The organism is Polaribacter marinaquae (assembly GCF_038019025.1).
Lineage (GTDB): Bacteria > Bacteroidota > Bacteroidia > Flavobacteriales > Flavobacteriaceae > Polaribacter > Polaribacter marinaquae.
In genome coordinates this window covers 2,187,884-2,207,932 of sequence record NZ_CP150496.1, presented here as the reverse complement: position 1 = coordinate 2,207,932, position 20,049 = coordinate 2,187,884, and the positions used below count along the sequence as shown (strand labels likewise).

23 protein-coding genes, 1 tRNA gene and 1 pseudogene are annotated in these 20,049 nt (G+C 29.7%); 15 read left to right on the top strand and 10 right to left on the bottom strand.

Annotation, left to right across the window (positions count from 1 at the left end; translation table 11 throughout):
- Positions 1-29: 29 nt before the first annotated feature.
- Together trmB and WG950_RS10045 are read right to left on the bottom strand one after the other, a co-directional pair.
- Positions 30-701 (bottom strand): tRNA (guanosine(46)-N7)-methyltransferase TrmB, encoded by a 672-nt coding sequence (trmB, locus tag WG950_RS10050; RefSeq protein WP_340932071.1) that lies wholly within the window; start codon positions 699-701, stop codon positions 30-32.
- A 9-nt stretch (positions 702-710) separates the two neighbouring features.
- Positions 711-932 (bottom strand): DUF6341 family protein, encoded by a 222-nt coding sequence (locus tag WG950_RS10045; protein ID WP_077810436.1) that lies wholly within the window; start codon positions 930-932, stop codon positions 711-713.
- A gap of 41 nt (positions 933-973) precedes the next feature.
- Here WG950_RS10045 and WG950_RS10040 point away from each other — a divergent pair, with 41 nt between their 5' ends.
- Positions 974-1,903, top strand: coding sequence for a DUF6427 family protein (locus tag WG950_RS10040; protein ID WP_340932069.1), 930 nt, complete (start codon positions 974-976; stop codon positions 1,901-1,903).
- Here the strand turns inward: WG950_RS10040 and upp are convergent.
- Positions 1,898-2,551, bottom strand: a complete 654-nt coding sequence (upp, locus tag WG950_RS10035; RefSeq protein WP_340932067.1) for a uracil phosphoribosyltransferase — start codon at positions 2,549-2,551, stop codon at positions 1,898-1,900. The two genes, WG950_RS10040 and upp, sit on opposite strands and share 6 nt — an antisense overlap.
- A gap of 97 nt (positions 2,552-2,648) precedes the next feature.
- Between upp and lysM the strand changes: the two genes are divergently transcribed.
- The 8 genes from lysM (at position 2,649) to WG950_RS09995 (ending at position 9,338) form a co-directional block, all read left to right on the top strand.
- Positions 2,649-3,119 (top strand): peptidoglycan-binding protein LysM, encoded by a 471-nt coding sequence (gene lysM / locus WG950_RS10030; protein ID WP_077810439.1) that lies wholly within the window; start codon positions 2,649-2,651, stop codon positions 3,117-3,119.
- A 120-nt stretch (positions 3,120-3,239) separates the two neighbouring features.
- Complete coding sequence (locus WG950_RS10025; protein WP_340932065.1) at positions 3,240-4,133, top strand: DMT family transporter; 894 nt, start codon at positions 3,240-3,242, stop codon at positions 4,131-4,133.
- A gap of 35 nt (positions 4,134-4,168) precedes the next feature.
- On the top strand, positions 4,169-5,035 hold the full coding sequence (locus tag WG950_RS10020; protein ID WP_340932063.1) for a YicC/YloC family endoribonuclease: 867 nt from the start codon (positions 4,169-4,171) through the stop codon (positions 5,033-5,035).
- Positions 5,036-5,119: 84 nt separating this feature from the next.
- A complete protein-coding gene (gene gmk / locus WG950_RS10015; protein ID WP_340932061.1) occupies positions 5,120-5,704 on the top strand; it encodes a guanylate kinase in 585 nt (194 codons plus the stop codon).
- A gap of 13 nt (positions 5,705-5,717) precedes the next feature.
- Positions 5,718-6,299: a nicotinate (nicotinamide) nucleotide adenylyltransferase gene (nadD, locus tag WG950_RS10010; protein ID WP_077810443.1), complete on the top strand. Its 582-nt coding sequence runs from the start codon at positions 5,718-5,720 to the stop codon at positions 6,297-6,299.
- 48 nt (positions 6,300-6,347) lie between these two features.
- Positions 6,348-7,214 carry a M23 family metallopeptidase gene (locus tag WG950_RS10005; protein WP_077810444.1) on the top strand — a complete coding sequence of 289 codons (867 nt, stop codon included), beginning with the start codon at positions 6,348-6,350 and terminating at the stop codon, positions 7,212-7,214.
- The gene (locus WG950_RS10000; RefSeq protein ID WP_340932057.1) at positions 7,214-8,713 is read left to right on the top strand and encodes a GH3 auxin-responsive promoter family protein; all 1,500 of its coding nucleotides are present in this window, start codon (positions 7,214-7,216) and stop codon (positions 8,711-8,713) included. Before WG950_RS10005 ends, WG950_RS10000 begins: the two co-directional genes overlap by 1 nt.
- A 175-nt stretch (positions 8,714-8,888) precedes the next feature.
- On the top strand, positions 8,889-9,338 hold the full coding sequence (locus tag WG950_RS09995) for a 6-pyruvoyl trahydropterin synthase family protein (protein WP_077811398.1): 450 nt from the start codon (positions 8,889-8,891) through the stop codon (positions 9,336-9,338).
- Between the two features lies 1 nt (position 9,339).
- Here the strand turns inward: WG950_RS09995 and pth are convergent, their stop codons facing one another.
- From pth to WG950_RS09980, 3 genes are all read right to left on the bottom strand, one after another.
- Positions 9,340-9,906, bottom strand: a complete 567-nt coding sequence (gene pth / locus WG950_RS09990) for an aminoacyl-tRNA hydrolase (RefSeq protein ID WP_340932052.1) — start codon at positions 9,904-9,906, stop codon at positions 9,340-9,342.
- 148 nt (positions 9,907-10,054) lie between these two features.
- Positions 10,055-10,648 (bottom strand): 50S ribosomal protein L25/general stress protein Ctc, encoded by a 594-nt coding sequence (locus WG950_RS09985; RefSeq protein WP_079737578.1) that lies wholly within the window; start codon positions 10,646-10,648, stop codon positions 10,055-10,057.
- A 19-nt stretch (positions 10,649-10,667) separates the two neighbouring features.
- Positions 10,668-11,609: a ribose-phosphate pyrophosphokinase gene (locus WG950_RS09980; protein ID WP_077810448.1), complete on the bottom strand. Its 942-nt coding sequence runs from the start codon at positions 11,607-11,609 to the stop codon at positions 10,668-10,670.
- A 124-nt stretch (positions 11,610-11,733) separates the two neighbouring features.
- Here WG950_RS09980 and WG950_RS09975 point away from each other — a divergent pair.
- A tRNA-Leu gene (locus WG950_RS09975) sits at positions 11,734-11,815 on the top strand.
- A 38-nt stretch (positions 11,816-11,853) separates the two neighbouring features.
- Here WG950_RS09975 and WG950_RS09970 read toward each other — a convergent pair.
- The 3 genes from WG950_RS09970 to WG950_RS09960 form a co-directional block, all read right to left on the bottom strand.
- Complete coding sequence (locus WG950_RS09970; protein ID WP_340932050.1) at positions 11,854-12,696, bottom strand: DMT family transporter; 843 nt, start codon at positions 12,694-12,696, stop codon at positions 11,854-11,856.
- A gap of 63 nt (positions 12,697-12,759) precedes the next feature.
- Positions 12,760-13,428 carry a bifunctional 4-hydroxy-2-oxoglutarate aldolase/2-dehydro-3-deoxy-phosphogluconate aldolase gene (locus WG950_RS09965; protein WP_079737638.1) on the bottom strand — a complete coding sequence of 223 codons (669 nt, stop codon included), beginning with the start codon at positions 13,426-13,428 and terminating at the stop codon, positions 12,760-12,762.
- 84 nt (positions 13,429-13,512) lie between these two features.
- Positions 13,513-14,559: a sugar kinase gene (locus WG950_RS09960; protein ID WP_077810512.1), complete on the bottom strand. Its 1,047-nt coding sequence runs from the start codon at positions 14,557-14,559 to the stop codon at positions 13,513-13,515.
- A 153-nt stretch (positions 14,560-14,712) separates the two neighbouring features.
- On the opposite strand from WG950_RS09960, the gene WG950_RS09955 reads away from it, so the two are divergent.
- The gene (locus WG950_RS09955; RefSeq protein WP_077810513.1) at positions 14,713-15,738 is read left to right on the top strand and encodes a LacI family DNA-binding transcriptional regulator; all 1,026 of its coding nucleotides are present in this window, start codon (positions 14,713-14,715) and stop codon (positions 15,736-15,738) included.
- Positions 15,739-15,795: 57 nt separating this feature from the next.
- Here the strand turns inward: WG950_RS09955 and WG950_RS09950 are convergent.
- Positions 15,796-16,362: pseudogene (locus WG950_RS09950) on the bottom strand (SDR family NAD(P)-dependent oxidoreductase); the annotation flags it as partial.
- Positions 16,363-16,600: 238 nt separating this feature from the next.
- On the opposite strand from WG950_RS09950, the gene WG950_RS09945 reads away from it, so the two are divergent.
- The 4 genes from WG950_RS09945 (at position 16,601) to WG950_RS09930 (ending at position 20,034) form a co-directional block, all read left to right on the top strand.
- Positions 16,601-17,182 (top strand): HupE/UreJ family protein, encoded by a 582-nt coding sequence (locus WG950_RS09945; RefSeq protein WP_079737653.1) that lies wholly within the window; start codon positions 16,601-16,603, stop codon positions 17,180-17,182.
- A gap of 61 nt (positions 17,183-17,243) precedes the next feature.
- A complete protein-coding gene (locus WG950_RS09940; protein WP_079737654.1) occupies positions 17,244-17,669 on the top strand; it encodes a deoxycytidylate deaminase in 426 nt (141 codons plus the stop codon).
- A complete protein-coding gene (locus WG950_RS09935) occupies positions 17,662-19,257 on the top strand; it encodes a S41 family peptidase (RefSeq protein ID WP_340932043.1) in 1,596 nt (531 codons plus the stop codon). The genes WG950_RS09940 and WG950_RS09935 overlap by 8 nt, the downstream gene beginning before the upstream one ends.
- 15 nt (positions 19,258-19,272) lie before the next feature.
- Positions 19,273-20,034: a UDP-2,3-diacylglucosamine diphosphatase gene (locus tag WG950_RS09930; protein ID WP_340932041.1), complete on the top strand. Its 762-nt coding sequence runs from the start codon at positions 19,273-19,275 to the stop codon at positions 20,032-20,034.
- Positions 20,035-20,049 lie beyond the last annotated feature (15 nt).

Genomic DNA, 20,049 nt, shown 5'->3' with positions numbered 1-20,049 from the left:
AATTGATGTTTTTAATACATTTTAATATTTTAATATTTTAATTTAAACTTTATGTAAGTTATAGGTTTTCCTATTTCTAAATACTGATTCTCGTAAAAAGTTTGAGTTTCAGTAACTTCTTCGGGCGCACCTTCGTTTTTATAAACGGTATGATTTGCATACAAAACCTCATGACCTTCACCGTGTAATAAACCTAAAGTATAACCGTGCATAAATTCGCTATCGGTTTTTAGATTCATTATTCCGTCTTCACTTAAAATAACACTGTATTTTTTAAGGAATTTAGAATTTGTCATTCGGTGTTTAGTTCGTTGATATTTTATTTGCGGATCTGGAAAAGTTATCCAGATTTCTGACACTTCATTTTCTGCAAATATATAATCTACCAACTCTATTTGGGTTCTAACAAAAGCAACATTAGGCAAGTTTTCTTCTATTGCAGTTTTAGCACCTCGCCAAAAACGAGCCCCTTTAATATCTATACCAATATAGTTTTTATCAGGATTTTTTCTTGCTAATGCAATTGTATACTCTCCTTTACCACAACCAAGTTCTACAACTATTGGGTTGTTGTTTCCAAAAAAAGAATGCCATTTACCTTTGTGAGAAAAGTTAGTTATAACTTCTTCTCTTGTTGGTTGAATGACATTTTCGAACGTTTCGTTTTCTTTAAAACGTTTTAGTTTGTTTTTGCTTCCCAAAATAATGAATTAAGCTCTATCTTCTGTTCCTTCTTTCACAAATCGACGAGATTCTCCCATCCAATATGCAAATAAAACTAAAAGAATTACTAAAAAACCCCAGTTTAAGGCATTAGAAACCCACCAACCAAGATCTGCATTTGCTACAGTTAATCTTAACCAATCGAATGGTAAGAATAATATATCTGTAAATAAACTACCAATCCATCTAAAAATATTGCTTGCTATCATAACTTAATTATCTTTACACTGCAAAAATAACAAAAGAAACAATGCTAGCCAATTTTTTAGGGAAATCTAAACCAATCAATTTCATAATTCTTTTAAGCGTTTTTATTTGTCTATTTTTATTTACAACACTACCAATCTATTTAGGGCAAGATTTTCAATTTAAATTAGTGTTTGAAGTTGCTGGTTTAATTGCACTTTTTTTATTTCTTTTTTTCTTTTACAACTTTGTAGTAACTAAGAATAATCTAACATTCGATAATTCTTATGCTTTCTTTGTTTTTACAGTTTTACTTGCATTTTTTCTACCGCTTATAAATAACTATAAAACACTAACAATAATACTGTTATACATCTTATTTCTAAGAAAAATTTACAGTTTAAAATCTCCAAAAAAGATATTGCAAAAACTTTTTGATAGCGGTTTTTGGTTAAGTATCTTATTTATTTTAGAGCCTTTTACAGCAATGTTTGCCATACTTATTTATGCTGGTATTTTTGTGCATCAAAAACCTGTAATTAATCGTCTAATAGCACCTTTAATAGGTTTTGCGTGTCCTTTAATTATTTATTTTACGTATTGTTTTTGGCAAGATCAATTGTATGTTTTTACAAACCTTTTTTACTTTAATAGCTTTAAAAGCTTACTCTTATACTCTAAAAACAACTTTAATTGGATTATAATTTTGATAATTATACTTTCTGTGGTTTCAATTATTATGAAATCTCCAAAAACGCTTTCTGTAAATAATTCATTTAAAAAAAGCTGGTTGTTACTTTTATTAAACTTTACAATATCATTGTTTTTTGCACTATTAATTCCTAATAAAAATGGCTCTGAGATGCTATTTTTACTTTTTCCTGCAAGTGTAATTTGTGCAAACGGTATAGAATTAATTAAAAACAACATTATTAAAAATGTTGTATTATCAGTATTAATTTTAAGTTTAGTAGTTTTTCTATTTCTTTTATAATTTTTTACCAAAAGCTAAATCTCCGGCATCACCTAAACCCGGAATTATATATCCTTTCTCATTTAAAGTTTCATCCAAAGCAGCTATCCATAAATGTGTGTTTTCTGGAAAATGTTTAGAAATATAATCCACTCCTTCTTTAGAGGCAATTACAACTATAATATGCAATTCTTTTGGCACGCCATATTTTTTGATCGCCTCATAAACAGCAACTAAACTTTGGCCAGTTGCCAACATAGGATCTGCAAGTAATAACGTTTTATTTTCTATGGATGGTGACGCAAAATACTCTACAATAATTTCTGATGGAACGCCATTTTCTGGATGATTTCTATAAGCAGAAATAAAAGCATTTTCTGCATCATCAAAATAATTTAACAACCCTTGATGCAAAGGCAAACCAGCTCTTAAAATAGAACATAAAACAATTTTGTTGGTAAGTTGATCTATTTCCTTAGTTCCTAAAGGAGTTTCTACTTTATTTACAGAGTATTTAAGTTCTTTACTTAATTCATAACTTAAAACCTCACCTATTCTTTCTATATTTCTTCGAAACCGTAAAGAATCTTTTTGAACATTTACATCTCTAATTTCTGAGATGAATTTATTTAAAATTGTATTGCTAGAAGATATATTATGAATATGCATTTTATAGAAATTTGATAAACAAATGTAGCATAATTAAGTAAAATTTGTATCTTGCTCTAAGAATTTAGTTAATTTAATCACTAAAAAAATAAAAAAAATGGGAATTTTTTCATTCATTAAAAATGCCGGAGCCAAAGTTTTTGGTATTGGAAAAACTACAGAAGAAGAAAATGCAGAAAAGTCTGAACAGTTAAGAAATGCCATTACTGCATTAGATTTACAGGTTACAGATTTATCTATAGAAGTAAATGATGACGTAGTAAAGTTGTGGGGAGAAACTGCCGATTTAGCTACAAAAGAAAAAGTAGTTTTAGTGGTAGGAAACACAAACGGAATTTCTTCTGTAGAAGATAATATTACTGTTGCAGAAGTAGAAGAGATTGAAGAAGAAGCAATGGCACAATTTCATACCGTAGAAAAAGGAGATACTTTAGGTAAAATAGCAAAAGAATATTATGGTAATGCTATGAAATACCCTGTTATATTCGAAGCAAACAAGCCTATGTTAACGCATCCAGATAAAATTTATCCTGGGCAGGTATTAAGAATACCACCATTAGTAGACTAACTAAAAGTTAATCAACCAAACCATAAGAGTTTCAAAATTATTTTTGAAGCTCTTTTTTTATGCTTAAAATCTAAATTTTATTAGCAACTTTGCAAACTAATATAGTTTACATTTTTAAAAATGAATAAAAGAATATTAGCTCTTTTTGCAGTTTCTATTGCAACATTAATTTATGGTTTAACATTTACCATTGCTAAAGATGTTATGCCAATTTATTTGAAACCTTATGCTTTTATATTGGTAAGAGTTATTGGCGCAACAACTATTTTCTGGACGATAGGTTTGTTTATTAAACAACAAAAAATAGGAAAAGAAGATTACAAAAAAATACTTTTAGCTTCTTTTTTCGGAATTGGTTTAAACATGTTAACTTTTTTTAAAGGCTTAAGTATTACTACACCTATAAGCGCATCTGTAATGATGGTTACATCACCTATTATGGTACTAATTTTCTCTAGTATTTTAATAAGAAAAAGAATAGGTAAACAACGAATTTTAGGTGTTTTTATAGGTTTAATTGGCACCATATTATTAATTACTTATGGTAATAATTCATCCGAAGGAACCAACAATAACTTTGGTAACTTTTTAGTTTTTGTAAATGCGGCATCTTATGGTTTGTATTTGGTTTTGGCTAAAGATTTAATTTTAAAATACAACCCAATTGTTTTTGTAAAATGGCTATATTTATTCGGTTCTATTTTTGTAATTCCGTTTGGTTATAGCGAGATATTAGAAGTTTCTTGGCAAGAAATACCTACCAACATTTATTGGAATATTGGTTTTGTTGTAATTTTCACATCTTGTATTACCTATCTTTTTAATCTGTATGGTTTATCAAAATTAAAACCAACAACGGTTAGTGTTTTTATTTATTTACAACCTGTAATTGCTACAATTTATGCATTAATTGTTGGCAGCGATTCTTTAAATACCGTTAAAATAAGTGCAACAATCTTAATATTTATTGGTGTGTATTTAGTAACTAAACAAGTAGAAAAATCTACCAAATAAAACTATATTTGCAACTTATTTAAAATGATGATTTTATGATTCAATCTATGACGGGTTATGGTAAAGCAGTATTACAATTGCCTACCAAAAAAGTTACTATAGAAATTAAATCTTTAAACAGTAAAAATTTAGATTTAAACGTTAGAATTCCTTCTTATTACAAAGAAAAAGAATTACCTGTGCGTAAAAAATTAGCAGCTGCCTTAGTTCGTGGAAAAGTAGATTTTTCGATATTTGTAGAGATGACTGCAGATGAAACTTCTACAACTGTTAATCATGGTGTTGTAAAAGAATACATACAACAATTAAGAAATGTTGTGCAAACTGGTTCTACAGACGATGTAGAATTGTTAAAAATGGCTGTTAGAATGCCAGATGCATTAAAAACAGAAAGAGAAGAATTAGATGAAAATGAATGGAATCTAATTGATGAACATATAGATGTTGCCATAAAAGAAATTGTACAATATAGAACAGACGAGGCCGCTTCTTTAGAAATAGATTTTAAGCAAAGAATTGCAAATATTAAGATGTATTTAGAAGAAGTAAAGGCTTTAGATGGCGATAGAATAGCAAACGTAAAAGCACGTTTAAAAAAGGCTATAGACGATTTAAAAGTAGATACAGACGAAAATCGTTTTGAGCAGGAGTTAATCTATTACTTAGAAAAATTAGATATAAACGAAGAAAAAGTTCGTTTAGCAAACCATTTAGATTACTTTTTAGAAACATTGGCTACACCAGATTCTAACGGTAAAAAATTAGGTTTTGTAATTCAAGAAATGGGTAGAGAAATTAACACTACAGGTTCTAAAGCAAATTTTGCACCGATGCAAAAAGCGGTAATTCAAATGAAAAACGAATTAGAGCAAATTAAAGAGCAAATCTTAAACGTACTTTAAGCATCAAAATAAACCAAAATACTGGTTTAAAACTAATAACATATAATTCTGAAATCTATTCAGAATGACAAAAATTAAACATTTATGTCAGAATTTAAAGGTAAATTATTCGTCTTTTCAGCACCTTCTGGTTCAGGAAAAACAACAATTGTTCGTCATTTATTAAAACAAGAAAAATTTAATTTAGAGTTTTCTATTTCTGCTACTTCTAGAGAACCAAGAGGAGAAGAAAAAAATGGTGAAGATTACTATTTTATCTCTTTAAAAGATTTTAAAAGTAAAATTAAAGGCGACGAATTTTTAGAATGGGAAGAAGTTTATAGAGATAATTTCTACGGAACTTTAAAATCTGAAGTAGAACGTATTTGGGCGCTTAAAAAACATGTAATTTTTGATATTGATGTTGTTGGTGGTCTTAGAATTAAAAAGAAATTTCCAAACGAAACTTTATCTGTATTTGTAAAACCACCAAGTGTAGACGAACTTAAAATAAGATTAAAAAAGCGCTCTACAGAAAGTGAAGACAAAATAAACATGCGCGTAGCAAAAGCATCTGTAGAACTGGCAACAGCACCACAGTTTGATAAAATCATCAAAAATTACGAACTAGATGTTGCTTTAAAAGAAGCAGAAGATTTGGTTAGCGATTTTTTAGATTTAAAGAAATAAAACTTCTATTAAAATGAAAATTGGTTTATACTTTGGCACTTTTAATCCTATTCATATTGGGCATTTAATAATTGCCAATCATATGGTAGAAAATTCAGATTTAGATGAAATCTGGATGGTTGTAACACCTCATAATCCATTCAAAAAGAAAAGTTCTTTACTAGACAATCACCATCGTCTAGAATTGGTTTACAAAGCAACAGAAGCATATGACAAAATTAAACCTTCTGATATCGAATTTAAACTACCACAACCAAACTACACAGTACACACCTTAGCACATATTTCTGATATGTATAAAGACAAAGAGTTTTGTTTGATTATGGGAGAAGACAATTTAAAAAGCTTACATAAATGGAAAAATTACGAAACCATTTTAGAACATCATAATATTTATGTTTACCCAAGAATTGCAGAAGGCAAAATAGATTCTCAATTCGATAATCACCCAAAAATCACAAAAGTAGCTGCACCAATTGTTCAAATTTCTTCTACAATGATTAGAAACGGAATTAAAGACAATAAAAATATGAAACCGCTTTTAACCAATGAAGTTTGGCAATACATAGATGAAATGAATTTTTATAGAAAATAATTTCACTTTAAATTCGTTGTATATTTGTAAATATTCAAAATAAATACTTTGGCTAAAAAGGATAAAAAAAAAGGAAAATTAAAACAAAAACTAACCGATAAATATAGGTTGGTTGTTTTAAACGAAAATACTTTTGAAGAACGTTTTTCTTTAAAACTATCTCGTTTAAATGTATTTGTTTTAGGCGGAATTTTCTCTATTCTACTTATTTCTTTAACCACATTATTAATAGCTTTTACGCCAATTAAAGAATACATACCTGGTTATTCTTCTTCAAAACTAAAATCAGATGCATTAAAGCTTACTTTCGAAGCAGATTCTTTAAAGCAAAAGTTGGCTATTTTAGAAAATTATACAAAAGCTTTAAAACCAGTGTTAACGGGAGAGATAAGTTCAGAAGAAATTGATTCTATTCAAATTGAAGCAAGACAAACTACAATAGACGAAAGCAAATTAGATGCAACCAAAGAAGATTCTTTGTACAGAGAAAAAATAGATAGAGAAACTCGTTTTAGTATTTTAAACAACTCTAACAGCAGCGTTAAAATTGTTTTTTTCGCGCCTTTAAAAGGAAATATTTCACAAAGTTTTGATGCTAATTCTAAACACTTTGCACTAGATATTATAGCTAAAACAGGTACACCTGTTAAAGCTGCCGCAGAAGGAACCGTTATTTTTTCTGGATGGAGCGCAGAAACTGGTTATGTAATTATTTTAAAACATAACAAAGATTTTATTTCTGTTTACAAACACAATGGTAATTTACTAAAACAACAAGGTGATTTTGTAAAATCTGGCGAAGTAATTGCTAGCGTTGGTTCTACAGGAGAACTTTCTACCGGGCCACATTTGCATTTCGAACTATGGAAAGGCGGTTACGCTATAAACCCAACAAACTTTATAGATTTTAAATAATGAGTATTAAATCTTTTTTTGCCATTCCTTTTGCTAAAATTGCAACCAAAAAGGTTTATAAATGGGCTAATAAACCGCATAAAACACAAGATAAAGTTTTTAAAAACTTAATTTCTAAGGGTAAAAAAACTGCTTTTGGTATTGATCATAATTTTGATACCATTTCTAATTACGAAGATTTTAAAAAACAAGTTAAAGTACAAGATTACGAAGGACTAAGAAAGTATGTAGATAGAATTGTTGACGGAGAAGAAAATGTACTTTGGCCAGGGAAACCACTATATTTTGCAAAAACTTCTGGTACAACTTCTGGTGCTAAATATATACCAATTACTAAAGAATCGATGCCAACACATATTACAGCGGCAAGAAATGCTATGCTGTTTTATATTGCAGAAAAAAATGATGCAAGTTTTGTTGATGGTAAAATGATTTTTTTACAAGGAAGCCCAGTTTTAGAAGATAAAAATGGTGTTAAACTTGGCAGACTTAGTGGTATTGCTGCTCATTACGTACCAAACTATTTACTTAAAAACAGATTGCCAAGTTGGGAAACCAATTGTATAGAAGATTGGGATACAAAAGTGAATGCGATTGTAGATGAAACAGTAAATGAAGATATGTCTGTAATAAGCGGAATACCGTCTTGGGTGCAAATGTATTTCGAAAAACTGATTGAGAAAACAGGAAAATCTGTATCAGAATTATTTCCTAATTTTAATTTCTTTATATACGGTGGTGTTAATTTTGAGCCTTACAAAAATAAATTTGAGAGTTTAATTGGTAAAAAAATAGATTATATAGAATTATATCCTGCATCCGAAGGTTTTATTGCTTACCAAGATTCTCAAACAGCAAAAGGAATGCTTTTACAGCTAGATTCTGGTATTTTTTACGAGTTTATTCCGGCAAATGAATTCTTTGATGAAAACCCAACAAGAATCTCTTTAAAAGACGTTAAAATTGGGGTAAATTATGTAATTATATTAAACACCACTGCAGGTCTTTGGGGTTATAATATTGGCGATACGATTGAATTTACATCAACAAAACCTTATAGAATTAAAGTTACAGGTAGAATTAAACATTTTATTTCTGCATTTGGCGAGCATGTTATTGGTAAAGAAGTAGAAAAGGCATTGAATGATTCTATAAAAGGAACAACTATAAATATAAGCGAATTTACGGTTGCACCACAAGTAAACCCAAGTTCTGGCTTGCCATATCACGAGTGGTTTATAGAATTTGAAAACGAACCAGAAAACATAGAAGAATTTGCTGCAAAAGTAGATACATCTATGCAAGATCAAAACATCTATTATTTCGATTTAATAGAAGGCAAAATACTACGTCCGTTAATTATTAGAAAAGTTAAAAAAGGTGGTTTTCATGAGTACATGAAATCTATTGGTAAATTTGGCGGACAAAATAAAATACCTCAACTTTCTGACAACAGAAAAATTGCAGATGTTTTAGATAATTTTATAATTGAAAAATAAGAACATATATACAAAATGGGAGGAGATTATTTATTTTTAGTTTTAGCTGTAGTACTAGTAATTGTTTACTTTTACAACAAATACAGAAACAGACGACGTTAACATAAAACCAAATATCAAATTTTAAATTTGGTTAGATTTAGTTCTTACACTAAAAAACAGCAATAAAATACAAATGAGTACAATTAGAATTACAAAGCAATTCAATTTTGAAACAGGGCACGCATTATATGGTTATGATGGTAAATGTAAAAATGTACACGGTCATTCTTATAAATTATCTGTTACCGTTTCTGGACAACCGATTTCTGACAATACAAATGTAAAATTTGGAATGGTAATCGATTTTGGTGATTTAAAAAAGATTGTTAATGAAGAAATTGTAGACATTTTTGATCATGCAACTGTATTTAATAAAAACACACCTCATTTAGAACTTGCAAAAGAACTAATAGACAGAGGTCATCATGTTTTATTAGTAGATTACCAACCAACAAGTGAAATGATGGTAATTGATTTTGCTGAGAAAATTAAAAATAGATTGCCTAACAATATCAAATTACATTCTATAAAATTACAAGAAACAGATTCTAGTTTTGCAGAATGGTACGCTAACGAAAACTAAACTATTTACCGTTATAAGCGTTCATAGTATTTGATAAACCAGCTGTACCAAAAGAAGTGATAACTTTTGCTGATGTTGGCAAACGCTCTATCAATTGACTGGTTTCTTCTTTATTCCATTCTCCTAAAACAAAATCTACCTGTCTTCCTTTAGGATAATTTGCACCTACACCAAATCTAAATCTTGGGTATTTTTGAGTGTTTAATTTTTCTTGAATATCTTTTAGACCATTATGTCCGCCAGCAGAACCTTTCGCTTTTAAACGTATGGTTCCAAAATCTATATTTACATCATCTGTAACAATTAGAATATTTTCTACAGCAATTTTCTCTTTATCCATCCAATATTTAACTGCTTTCCCACTTAAATTCATAAATGTACTTGGTTTTAAAAGGATAAAAGTTCTTCCTTTAAACCTAAAATTAGCAATATCACCTAACTTTTCTGTTTCGAAAGTAGCTTTATGTTCTTCTGCAAGTTCGTCTAAAATTTTAAAACCAATATTATGACGTGTATTATCATACTTAGTACCAACGTTACCTAAACCTACAATTAAAAATTTTTTCATTAGTTGTTCTTTCGTTTCTAAATTTAAACAGAATAGATTTTTAAAAAACCTTAAGATATTCACACTTCAAAAGTAAGAAGAAATTAAAAGGTATAAAAAAAGCGTTACAAAATTGTAACGCTCTTATATTTATTTTTGTTGCTAAAATTTATTCAGCAGCAGTTTCAGTTTCTTCGTCTTCATCTGCAGAAACAGTTGCATTACGAGAAGTTCTAACTTGTACAACAACCGTGTTATCTGGGTGCATAAAAGTATAATCATCATTAAATAAAGAAGTAACAAATAATTTATTACCAATTTTTAATGAAGAAATATCTGCTGATATAAAGTCTGGTAAGTTAGCTGGTAAAGCTTTTACTCTTAATTTACGGTTTGTAAAACGTAAAGAACCACCATTTAATACACCAGGTGAAGTACCTGTTAATTTTACAGGAATATTCATTGTAATTTCTTTATCATCAAATAACTGATAAAAATCTACGTGTAAAATTTTATCTGTTACAGGGTGAAATTGGATATCTTGCAATACAGTTGCAATTTTTTGTCCATCAACATCAATAGTTGCAGTGTATACATTTGGAGTGTACACCAAGTTTTTAAACGCTTTTTCTTCTGCAGAAAAATGCACTGGCTTATCTCCTCCGTATATAACGCAAGGAACCATACCAGCATTACGTAAGGCTTTTGTTGATACTTTACCTACGCTTTCTCTTTTTGATCCTTTAATTGTAATTGATTTCATTACTTTTTTTATTAATTATTTACATTAAAAATTGTCCGCTAATCGATGTGTTATCTTGAACTTTGTGCATAACATCAGCGAATAAGGGCGCGCAAGATACAACTTTTATTTTTGAAGTCTCCTTTTTTAGAGGAATTGTATCAGAAACTATTAATTCTGTTAAACCAGAGTTTTCTATTTTCTCGTACGCACCGCCAGAAAGTATAGGATGTGTACATATTGCACGTACACTTAAAGCACCTCTTTTCATCATTAAATCTGCTGCATGTGCTAATGTTCCTCCAGTATCTATCATATCATCAACAAGAATAACATTTTTACCTTTTACATCACCAATTAACTCCATATGAGAAATTACATTTGCTTTTTTACGTTGCTTGTAACATATTACAACATCAGAATGTAAGTGTTTAGAATATGCGTATGCTCTCTTAGAACCTCCCATATCTGGTGATGCTATTGTTAAGTTTTCTAATTTTAAACTATTTATATATGGCATAAAAATAGTTGACGCAAAAAGATGATCTACTGGCTTTTCGAAAAAACCTTGAATTTGATCTGCGTGTAAATCCATTGTCATTATTCTAGTAGCACCTGCAGATTGTAATAGGTTTGCTACCAATTTTGCACCAATTGCAACTCTTGGTTGATCTTTTCTATCTTGTCTTGCCCAACCAAAATATGGCATTACAGCAGTAATGTGTCTTGCAGATGCTCTTTTAGCAGCATCTAACATTAACAACATTTCCATTAAATTATCTGCGTTAGGAAAAGTAGAACCTATTATAAATACTCTTCTTCCTCTAACAGATTCTTCGAATGCTGGCTGAAATTCTCCGTCGCTAAAGTATGTTGTTTTAACTTTTCCTAGTGTTGTATTGTATTCTTTTGCAATTTTTTCTGCCAAAACTGTACTTTGTCTGCAGGCAAAAAGTTTTGGTGCTAATTGATTTGTAGGCATTTAGTTGTTATTTAGATTGTGTTGTTGTAAGGGCACAAAAGTAGAAATTATTTATTTAGTTTGAAATTAATTTATATACTTTAAAATAAAATAATTTAATACATTTGCAATCGCAATTAGTAATGCTCAAGTGGCGGAATTGGTAGACGCGCTGGATTCAAAATCCAGTTCTTTCGGGAGTGTGGGTTCGATTCCCACCTTGAGTACAAAACAAAAAACCTCAACTTTAAAAGTTGAGGTTTTTTTATGAAATTTTTCTCTTTAGATAAATATTATAAATGAGGCCTACTAATATTAAAAAGACTCCTAGCAAAGACCATAAATTGTAAACTTCATCAAACCATATACTACCAATAACTATCATTGCTATTACCTCTAAGTATTTTAATGGCGCTACAAGGTTTGTTTCGTTAGACTGAAAAGCTTTGGTCATATACAGTTGTCCGATATAACCAAAAACACCCGAACTAAGTAATAAAAGCCACTGTAAATTATTTGGCATAATCCAATTATCAATAGACATAATACCTCCAAAAACAAAGGCCAAAATCATAAAATAATTTATAATTACTAAAGGATTTTCTGAATTACCTATTTTACGAATTATTACAAAAATTAAACCTAAAAATATAGCTGATGTTATAATTAATAATAACCCAATTGTATTTACATCTACACCAAATCCTTTTATAATTAATACCCCTAAAAACGCAATAAAAAATAGTAACCATTGTATTTTTTTTACTTTTTCTTTTAAAAATATTGCAGCAAAAATTGCAGCAAAAATTGGCGATGTATATCTTAAAGAAACTGCAGTACCAACGGCTAAATAATTTAATGATTGAAAAAAACAAGTAATAGAAATAACACCAAAAAAAGCTCTTAAGAATAACAATTTTTTATTATTTCCTAAAAATGATGTTTTCTGTTTTAAAATTAGAGGTATTGTAAAACACAATGTACCTATTGATCTAAAAAAAACTACCTGATATACATTAAATATTGTAAGATATTTTATAATAGCATTCATTATTGCAAATGCAATAACACTAAATATCATATAAGAAATTGCTGAGTTATTTTTCATAAAAAAAAGAACCCTTCAATTTTAAATATTGAAGGGTTTATATTTAAAAGATTAAAAATACTATTATTTTCTAAGTTCTTTAATAATATCTAAAGCTCCTTTTGTTTTACTTTCTATTTTTTCATAATCAAAATTCCCATCTGCATCTTTTGCCATTAATTTAGAACCCATACCAACACAAGTTACACCTGCATTAAACCATCCTTCTAAATTTTCTTTTGTTGGAGATACTCCACCTGTTGGCATAATGCTCGTCCAAGGTTGTGGCCCCTTAATACCTTTAACAAATTGAGGTCCGTAGATATCACCTGGAAATAATTTTACTATTTCGCAACCTAATTCTTCTGCTTTAGCAATTTCTGATAATGTACCACAACCAGGAGACCATAATACTTTCTTTCTATTACAAGCTATTGCAATATCTTCTCTTAAAACCGGTGTTACAATAAAGTTTGCACCCAAAGACATGTATAAAGAAGCTGCTGCACCATCGGTAACAGAACCTACTCCCATAATCATTCCTGGTAATTCTTTTATTGCGTATTTTGTAAGTTCACCAAAAACTTCATGGGCAAAATCTCCTCTAGCAGTAAACTCCATTAATCGAGCACCACCATTATAACAAGCTTTTAAAACTTTTTTACTTACTTCTATATCATTATGAAAAAATAAAGGAACCATACCTGTATCTTTCATTACTTGCGCCACTTCTAATCTTGTATATTGTGCCATTTTATTTCTTTTTTTTAATTAAAATTGAGTTCCTAAAACTACTATCTTAAGAACTCAATTAAATTCAAATAATAATACTAATTTTTATCTAGCTACTCTACCAGATGCATCACCACCCATTAATTTTTCTACTTCGGCAACTGTTGCTAAGTTAGCATCTCCTTTAATAGTATGCTTTAAACAAGAAGCTGCAACGGCAAAATCTAATGCATTTTGATCATCTTCTGGATATTTTAATAATCCGTAGATTAAACCTCCCATAAATGAATCTCCACCACCAACTCTATCTACAATATCTGTAATTTGGTATTGACGTGTTTGGTATAATGTTTTACCATCATATAAAACTCCTGCCCATGTATTATGAGATGCAGAAATTGAACCTCTTAAAGTTGTAATTACTTTTTTAGCTCTTGGAAACTTTTCCATCATTTGCTCACATACAGATAAAAAAGCTTCTGCTTTTACGTTATGTCCTTCTGTTTGTACAGAGATTCCTTCTGGCTTAATACCAAAATGCATTTCTGCATCTTCTTCATTTCCTAAAACTATATCACAGTAAGAAGTTAACTCTGTCATAATTTTTTCTCTATGTGCATCATCACAAAATTTCCAAAGTTTTGCTCTGTAATTTAAATCTGTAGAAATCGTAATTCCTTTAGCGCTTGCAGCTTTTACGGCTTCTAAACAAACATCTGCAGAACCTTGCGAAATTGCTGGTGTAATACCTGTCCAATGAAACCACTCTACACCATCAAAAACAGCATCCCAATCGATCATACCAGATTCTATTTCTGCAATAGCAGAATGTGCTCTATCATAAACTACTTTAGATCCTCTTGATACTGCACCTGTTTCTAAAAAGTAAATCCCTAAACGGTCTCCACCCCAAACTATTTTATCAACATTTACACCACGTTTTCTCATCTCCATCATTGCACACTCACCAATATCATTTTTTGGTAAACGAGTTACAAAATCTACATCTACACCATAGTTTGCTAAAGAAACTGCTACGTTAGACTCACCACCACCATAAACAACATCAAAATTATTTGCTTGTGAAAATCTTAAAAACCCTTGTGGAGCCAATCTTAACATAATTTCTCCGAAAGTTACTACTTTACCCATTTTTACTGTAATTTTTTATTTAATTGTTAATTGCTTAAACGTTTAACCAATCTTTTAAAATAAAATCAAAATAGAGACTGCTAATAGTCTATTTTGATTATTAATATTATCGTTCTATATTTGCTTAAACGTTTAAGCAAATATAGATAAAATTTGAATAAAAAAAAGAAAACTACTATAAAAGATATTGCTAACGTGCTTAATATCTCTGCAGCAGCAGTTTCTAAAGCACTACATAACGATTCTAGAATTAGCGAAAAAACTAAAAAGGCAGTAAGACAAGTTGCCGAAAATTTAAATTATCAACCAAATCATTTGGCAAGTGCATTAAGAAGCGGTAAATCAAATTTGGTTGGCGTTATTGTACCTAGAACAAATAGTAATTTTTTCTCTTCTGTTATTCAAAATATAGAACATGTTTTAAACAGTAAAGGCTATAATATAATAATAACCCAATCTAACGAATCTTATAAAAAAGAATGTGATAGTATAGATACACTTCTTTTTACACAAGTAGATGGTATTATTGCTTCTATGGCCAATGAAACTGTAGACTTACAGTATTATGAAAAGATTAAATCTAAAGGAATACCATTAATATTGTTTGATAGAGGTGAGAACGATTTAAATGTAGATTATATTGGTATTGATGATTATAATAGTAGCCATGTAATAGTAGAACACTTGTTAGCACAAGGATGCAAAAGAATTGCGCATATAGGTGGTTACAAAAGAACAAGAATTTATAACAACAGAATTAGAGGTTATATTGATGCATTAAAAAAACACAATTTACCTTTGGATGATGAGTTGTTGATTGAAACGAATCTCTCTATTGAAAATGGAAGAGAGAAAATGCAAGAACTCTTAAAATTAAAAAATAGACCAGATGCAGTTTATGTTGCTGGTGATTATGCCGCTTTGGGTGCATTACAAGTATTAAATGAACAAGGTATTAAAATGCCAGAAGAAATTGCATTGGTTGGTTTTGGAAATGAACCTTTTACAGACATGGTTACACCTAGCATAACAAGTGTTAACCAACACAGTGAACAAATAGGTAAATTAGCTGCAGAAACTTTTCTAAACTACACTCATAAAAAAACGATTAAACAAGAATTAAGAAAGCAAATTCTTGATGCAGAATTAATTATAAGAAAATCTTCTAATAAAGTATAAACCTCCCTAAAATAAATTTTAGAGAGGTTTAAACTCAAATTCAAAAAAAATAATTTCTTAAATTCCTAAAGCTTGTCCACCACCAACTTGAATAGTTTCTGCTGTTAAGAAAGCTGAATCTTTACCTGCTAAGAAAGATACAACACCGGCAACATCTTCTGGTTGTCCTAATCTACCTAACATAATATTGTTTGCCCAAGAAGCAAAAACTTCTGGTTTTGTTGATTTAATTTGTGCGTGAAAAGGAGTATCTATAGTTCCTGGAGAAACTGCATTTACTCTAATACTATATTCTGCTAAATCTTTTGCTAAAGCTCTTGTTATTGCGTGTACACCTGCTTTAGAAGTACCGTAAATACCTGCTTCTGGTCCACCAGCATTCCAACCTGCATTAGACGTATAGTTAATAATAGATGCATAATCACTTTTCTTTAAGAAAGGTATAGCTGCTCTAGAAGCATAAAAAGTAGAATCTAAGTTTAAAGCCATTACAAACTTATAAAACTCTGTAGTCATTTCTTCGAAACGAGATCTACCTCCTAAACCACCTGCATTATTTACAAGTACATCAATTTTACCATACTTTTCTCCTATTGCAACAATATTAGAAGTTACTGCATTTTCATCAAAGATTATTTTAAAAATAAATAAATGGTAAATACTAGTTCAAAAGCAGCACTTTTTAGAGACTAATTAGATGATTTACAAATAACTAAACCAATTCAAAACAAGCCAACAACACAAATATAACCATATTATTATTGGTAAACCAGTTTGGTTTACCAATAATAATAGTTTCTAAAATAATTTAGAGTTGTTTTAAGTTTTTAATATCTTTGATTTTCCTCTAAATTCAACAAAAATGGACGATTTTATTTTATATTTTAAAATGGGTCTTAACCACGTGTTAGACTTTAATGCTTACGATCATATTTTATTTTTAATTGTTTTAGCTGTAGTATTCAGTTTTAACCAACTAAAAAAAGTTTTATGGTTGGTTACACTTTTTACCATTGGTCATTCTATAACCTTAGCTTTATCTGCTTACGGCATTTTAAATATAGATATGAAACTGATAGAGTTTTTAATACCAGTTACTATTTTTATTACGGGTGTAATTAATGTTTTTACAGCTAAAAAATCATCTTATGGTAAAGAAAACACCAACTTAGTATTTGCTTTATTCTTTGGTTTAATTCACGGTTTAGGTTTTTCTAATTATTTTAAAATGATGATTGGTAAAGAAGATGATAAATTAATGCCATTATTAGAATTTGCTGTTGGTATAGAAGCTGCACAAATAATAATTGTTTTAGGTATTTTAATAATTGGTACTCTTTTACAAAACTTTTTTAAGGTAACAAGAAGAGATTGGATTTTAGTTTGTTCTTCTATCGTAATCGGTTTTTCTATACAAATGATGTTAGACAGAGTTTTTTGGTAACTATAAATTTTGACTAATAATTAACGTCTTAATTCTATTAATCTTTATACTTTCGTAAACTATGACAGAAAAGAAGCAATTAAAATACGACAAAGCTTACTTAAGAATGGCTTTAGAATGGGGCAAACTTTCTCATTGTAAACGCAAACAAGTAGGTGCTTTAATTGTAAAAGATAGAATGATTATTTCAGACGGATTTAACGGAACCCCAACGGGTTTTGACAACTGTTGTGAAGATGACAACGGAGACACAAAGTGGGAAGTTTTACACGCAGAAGCAAACGCAATTTTAAAAGTTGCAAGTTCTACTCAATCTGCAAAAGGCGCAACACTTTACATTACTTTATCTCCTTGCACGCAATGCAGTAAATTAATTCATCAAGCAGGTATTAAAAGAGTTGTTTATGCTAATGCATACAAAGATCTTTCTGGTTTAAAATTTTTAGAAAAGGCTGGCGTAGAATTAATGAATTTACCTTATGAATAAAAAAAACCTTCCATTATTTCTTGCAGTTGCTGTTGTTTTTGGAATTTTAATAGGATTATCTTTTGGCGGAAACTCTAGCAGTTTAATGTCTTTTTCGAAAAGCTCTTCTCAAGAACAAAAAATAAAAAAACTTATAAATTTTATAGAAAACGATTATGTAGACAAAGTCTCTACAGATAGTTTATTAGATGGTGCAATTACACAAATGTTGGGTAAACTAGACCCACATTCTGTTTATATTCCTAAAGAAAACTTACAAGCTGTTAAAGAAAACATGCAAGGTAATTTTGTTGGTATTGGTGTTCAATTTAGAATGATTTCAGACTCAATTACCGTAATTCAGCCTATAAAAGGAGGTCCAAGTATTAAAGCAGGTATTAAAGCCGGCGACAGAATCTTAATGGCAAACCAAGACACTTTATTTGGGCAAAATATGTTTAACAAGTTTGGTGTAAATGTTTTTGCTAACAAAGTGCCAGAATACTTAAAAGGAGAACCTGGTACCAAAGTAGAGCTTCAAATTTATAGAAAAAGTACAGATTCTATTTTTACAGTAGATGTTACTCGCGGTAAAGTAAACATCAAAAGTGTAGACTTATCTTACATGATTAACGACTCTATTGGCTATATAAAATTAGATCGTTTTGCTAGAAACACGTATTCAGAATTTAAATCATCATTAAATAGTTTAATAGACGATGGTATGACAGATTTAGTTTTAGATCTTCGTGGCAATGGCGGTGGTTTTATAGACATTGCGAACAGTATTGTTGATGAGTTTTTAGAAGACGATAAATTAATTGTTTTTACAAAAGATAATAAAGGCGATATCGACGAATCTTTTGCAACATCTAAAGGAGATTTTGAAAAAGGTGGTTTATATGTTTTAATTGACGAAAACTCAGCATCAGCATCAGAAATTGTTGCCGGTGCCTTGCAAGACAACGACAAAGGAACCATAATTGGTAGACGTTCTTTTGGTAAAGGTTTGGTGCAAATAGAAATGGATTTAGGCGATGGTTCTGCAGTAAGATTAACTACAGCTCGTTATTACACACCAACCGGTAGATCTATTCAAAAACCATATTCTGGTAACGGAAATAGCAACTATTATAAAGACTATCAAGAAAGAATAAATAGAGGAGAATTACTAAATAAAGACAGTATAAAAGTAGTAGATTCTTTAAGTTTTAAAACACCTAAAGGAAAAATAGTATATGGCGGTGGTGGTATTATTCCTGATGTTTTTGTTGCTGTAGACACAACTTCTTACATGAATAGATATTATTTTAACACAATTAACGATTTTGCTTTTGATTATGTAGATAATAATAGAAAAGAATTATCTACTTGGAATATCGAATCTTTTATAAATGATTTTGATACAGACGACAAAATATACAATACTTATTTATCAGAAATTAAAGACAAAATAAAACCTTCTTTTAGAACAAAACAAAGCATTAAGAAATACTTAAAAGCATCTATTGCAAACGTACTTTTTGGAGATGTTGGTTTTTATAGAATTATTCATAAAGACGACAAAATGCTTCAAAAAGTTTTAGAGTTGGAAACTAACAACGAATAGCTTTACTTTGTAGCAATGATTTCTATTACTACAGCCAATAACAAAAAAGTATATTTTGCTTCTGATCAACATCTAGGAGCACCAACTGCAGAAGCAAGTTTTCCTAGAGAACAACGGTTTGTAAATTGGTTAAATACTATTAAAAAAGATGCTGAAGCTATTTTTTTATTAGGCGATTTATTCGACTTTTGGTTCGAATACAAAACAGTTGTACCTAAAGGATTTGTTAGAGTCTTAGGCAAACTTGCAGAAATTAAAGATGCTGGAACTCCTATTTATTTTTTCGTTGGAAACCATGATTTATGGATGAACGATTATTTTGAAAAGGAATTAAATATTCCGGTATTTCACAGTCCGCAAGAGTTTAAAATAAATAATAAAGTTTTTTTAATAGGACATGGTGATGGTTTAGGCCCAGGTGATAAAGGCTATAAACGCATGAAAAAAGTATTTACTTTTCCTTTATTTAAATGGATGTTTAGATGGCTTCATCCAGATTTAGGTGTTAAATTAGGACAATATATGTCTGTAAAAAACAAAATGATTTCTGGTGATGAAGACGCTAAGTTTTTAGGAGAAGATAACGAATGGCTAGTACAATATTGTAAAAAGAAGCTAACACAAAAACACTACGATTATTTTGTTTTTGGGCACAGACACCTTCCTTTAGAAATAAAACTAAAAGAAAATTCTACTTACATAAACTTAGGAGATTGGATTCAGTATTTTACATTTGGTGAATTCGAAAACGAAACACTTTCTCTTAAAAAGGACTAATATTTCTTCAATATA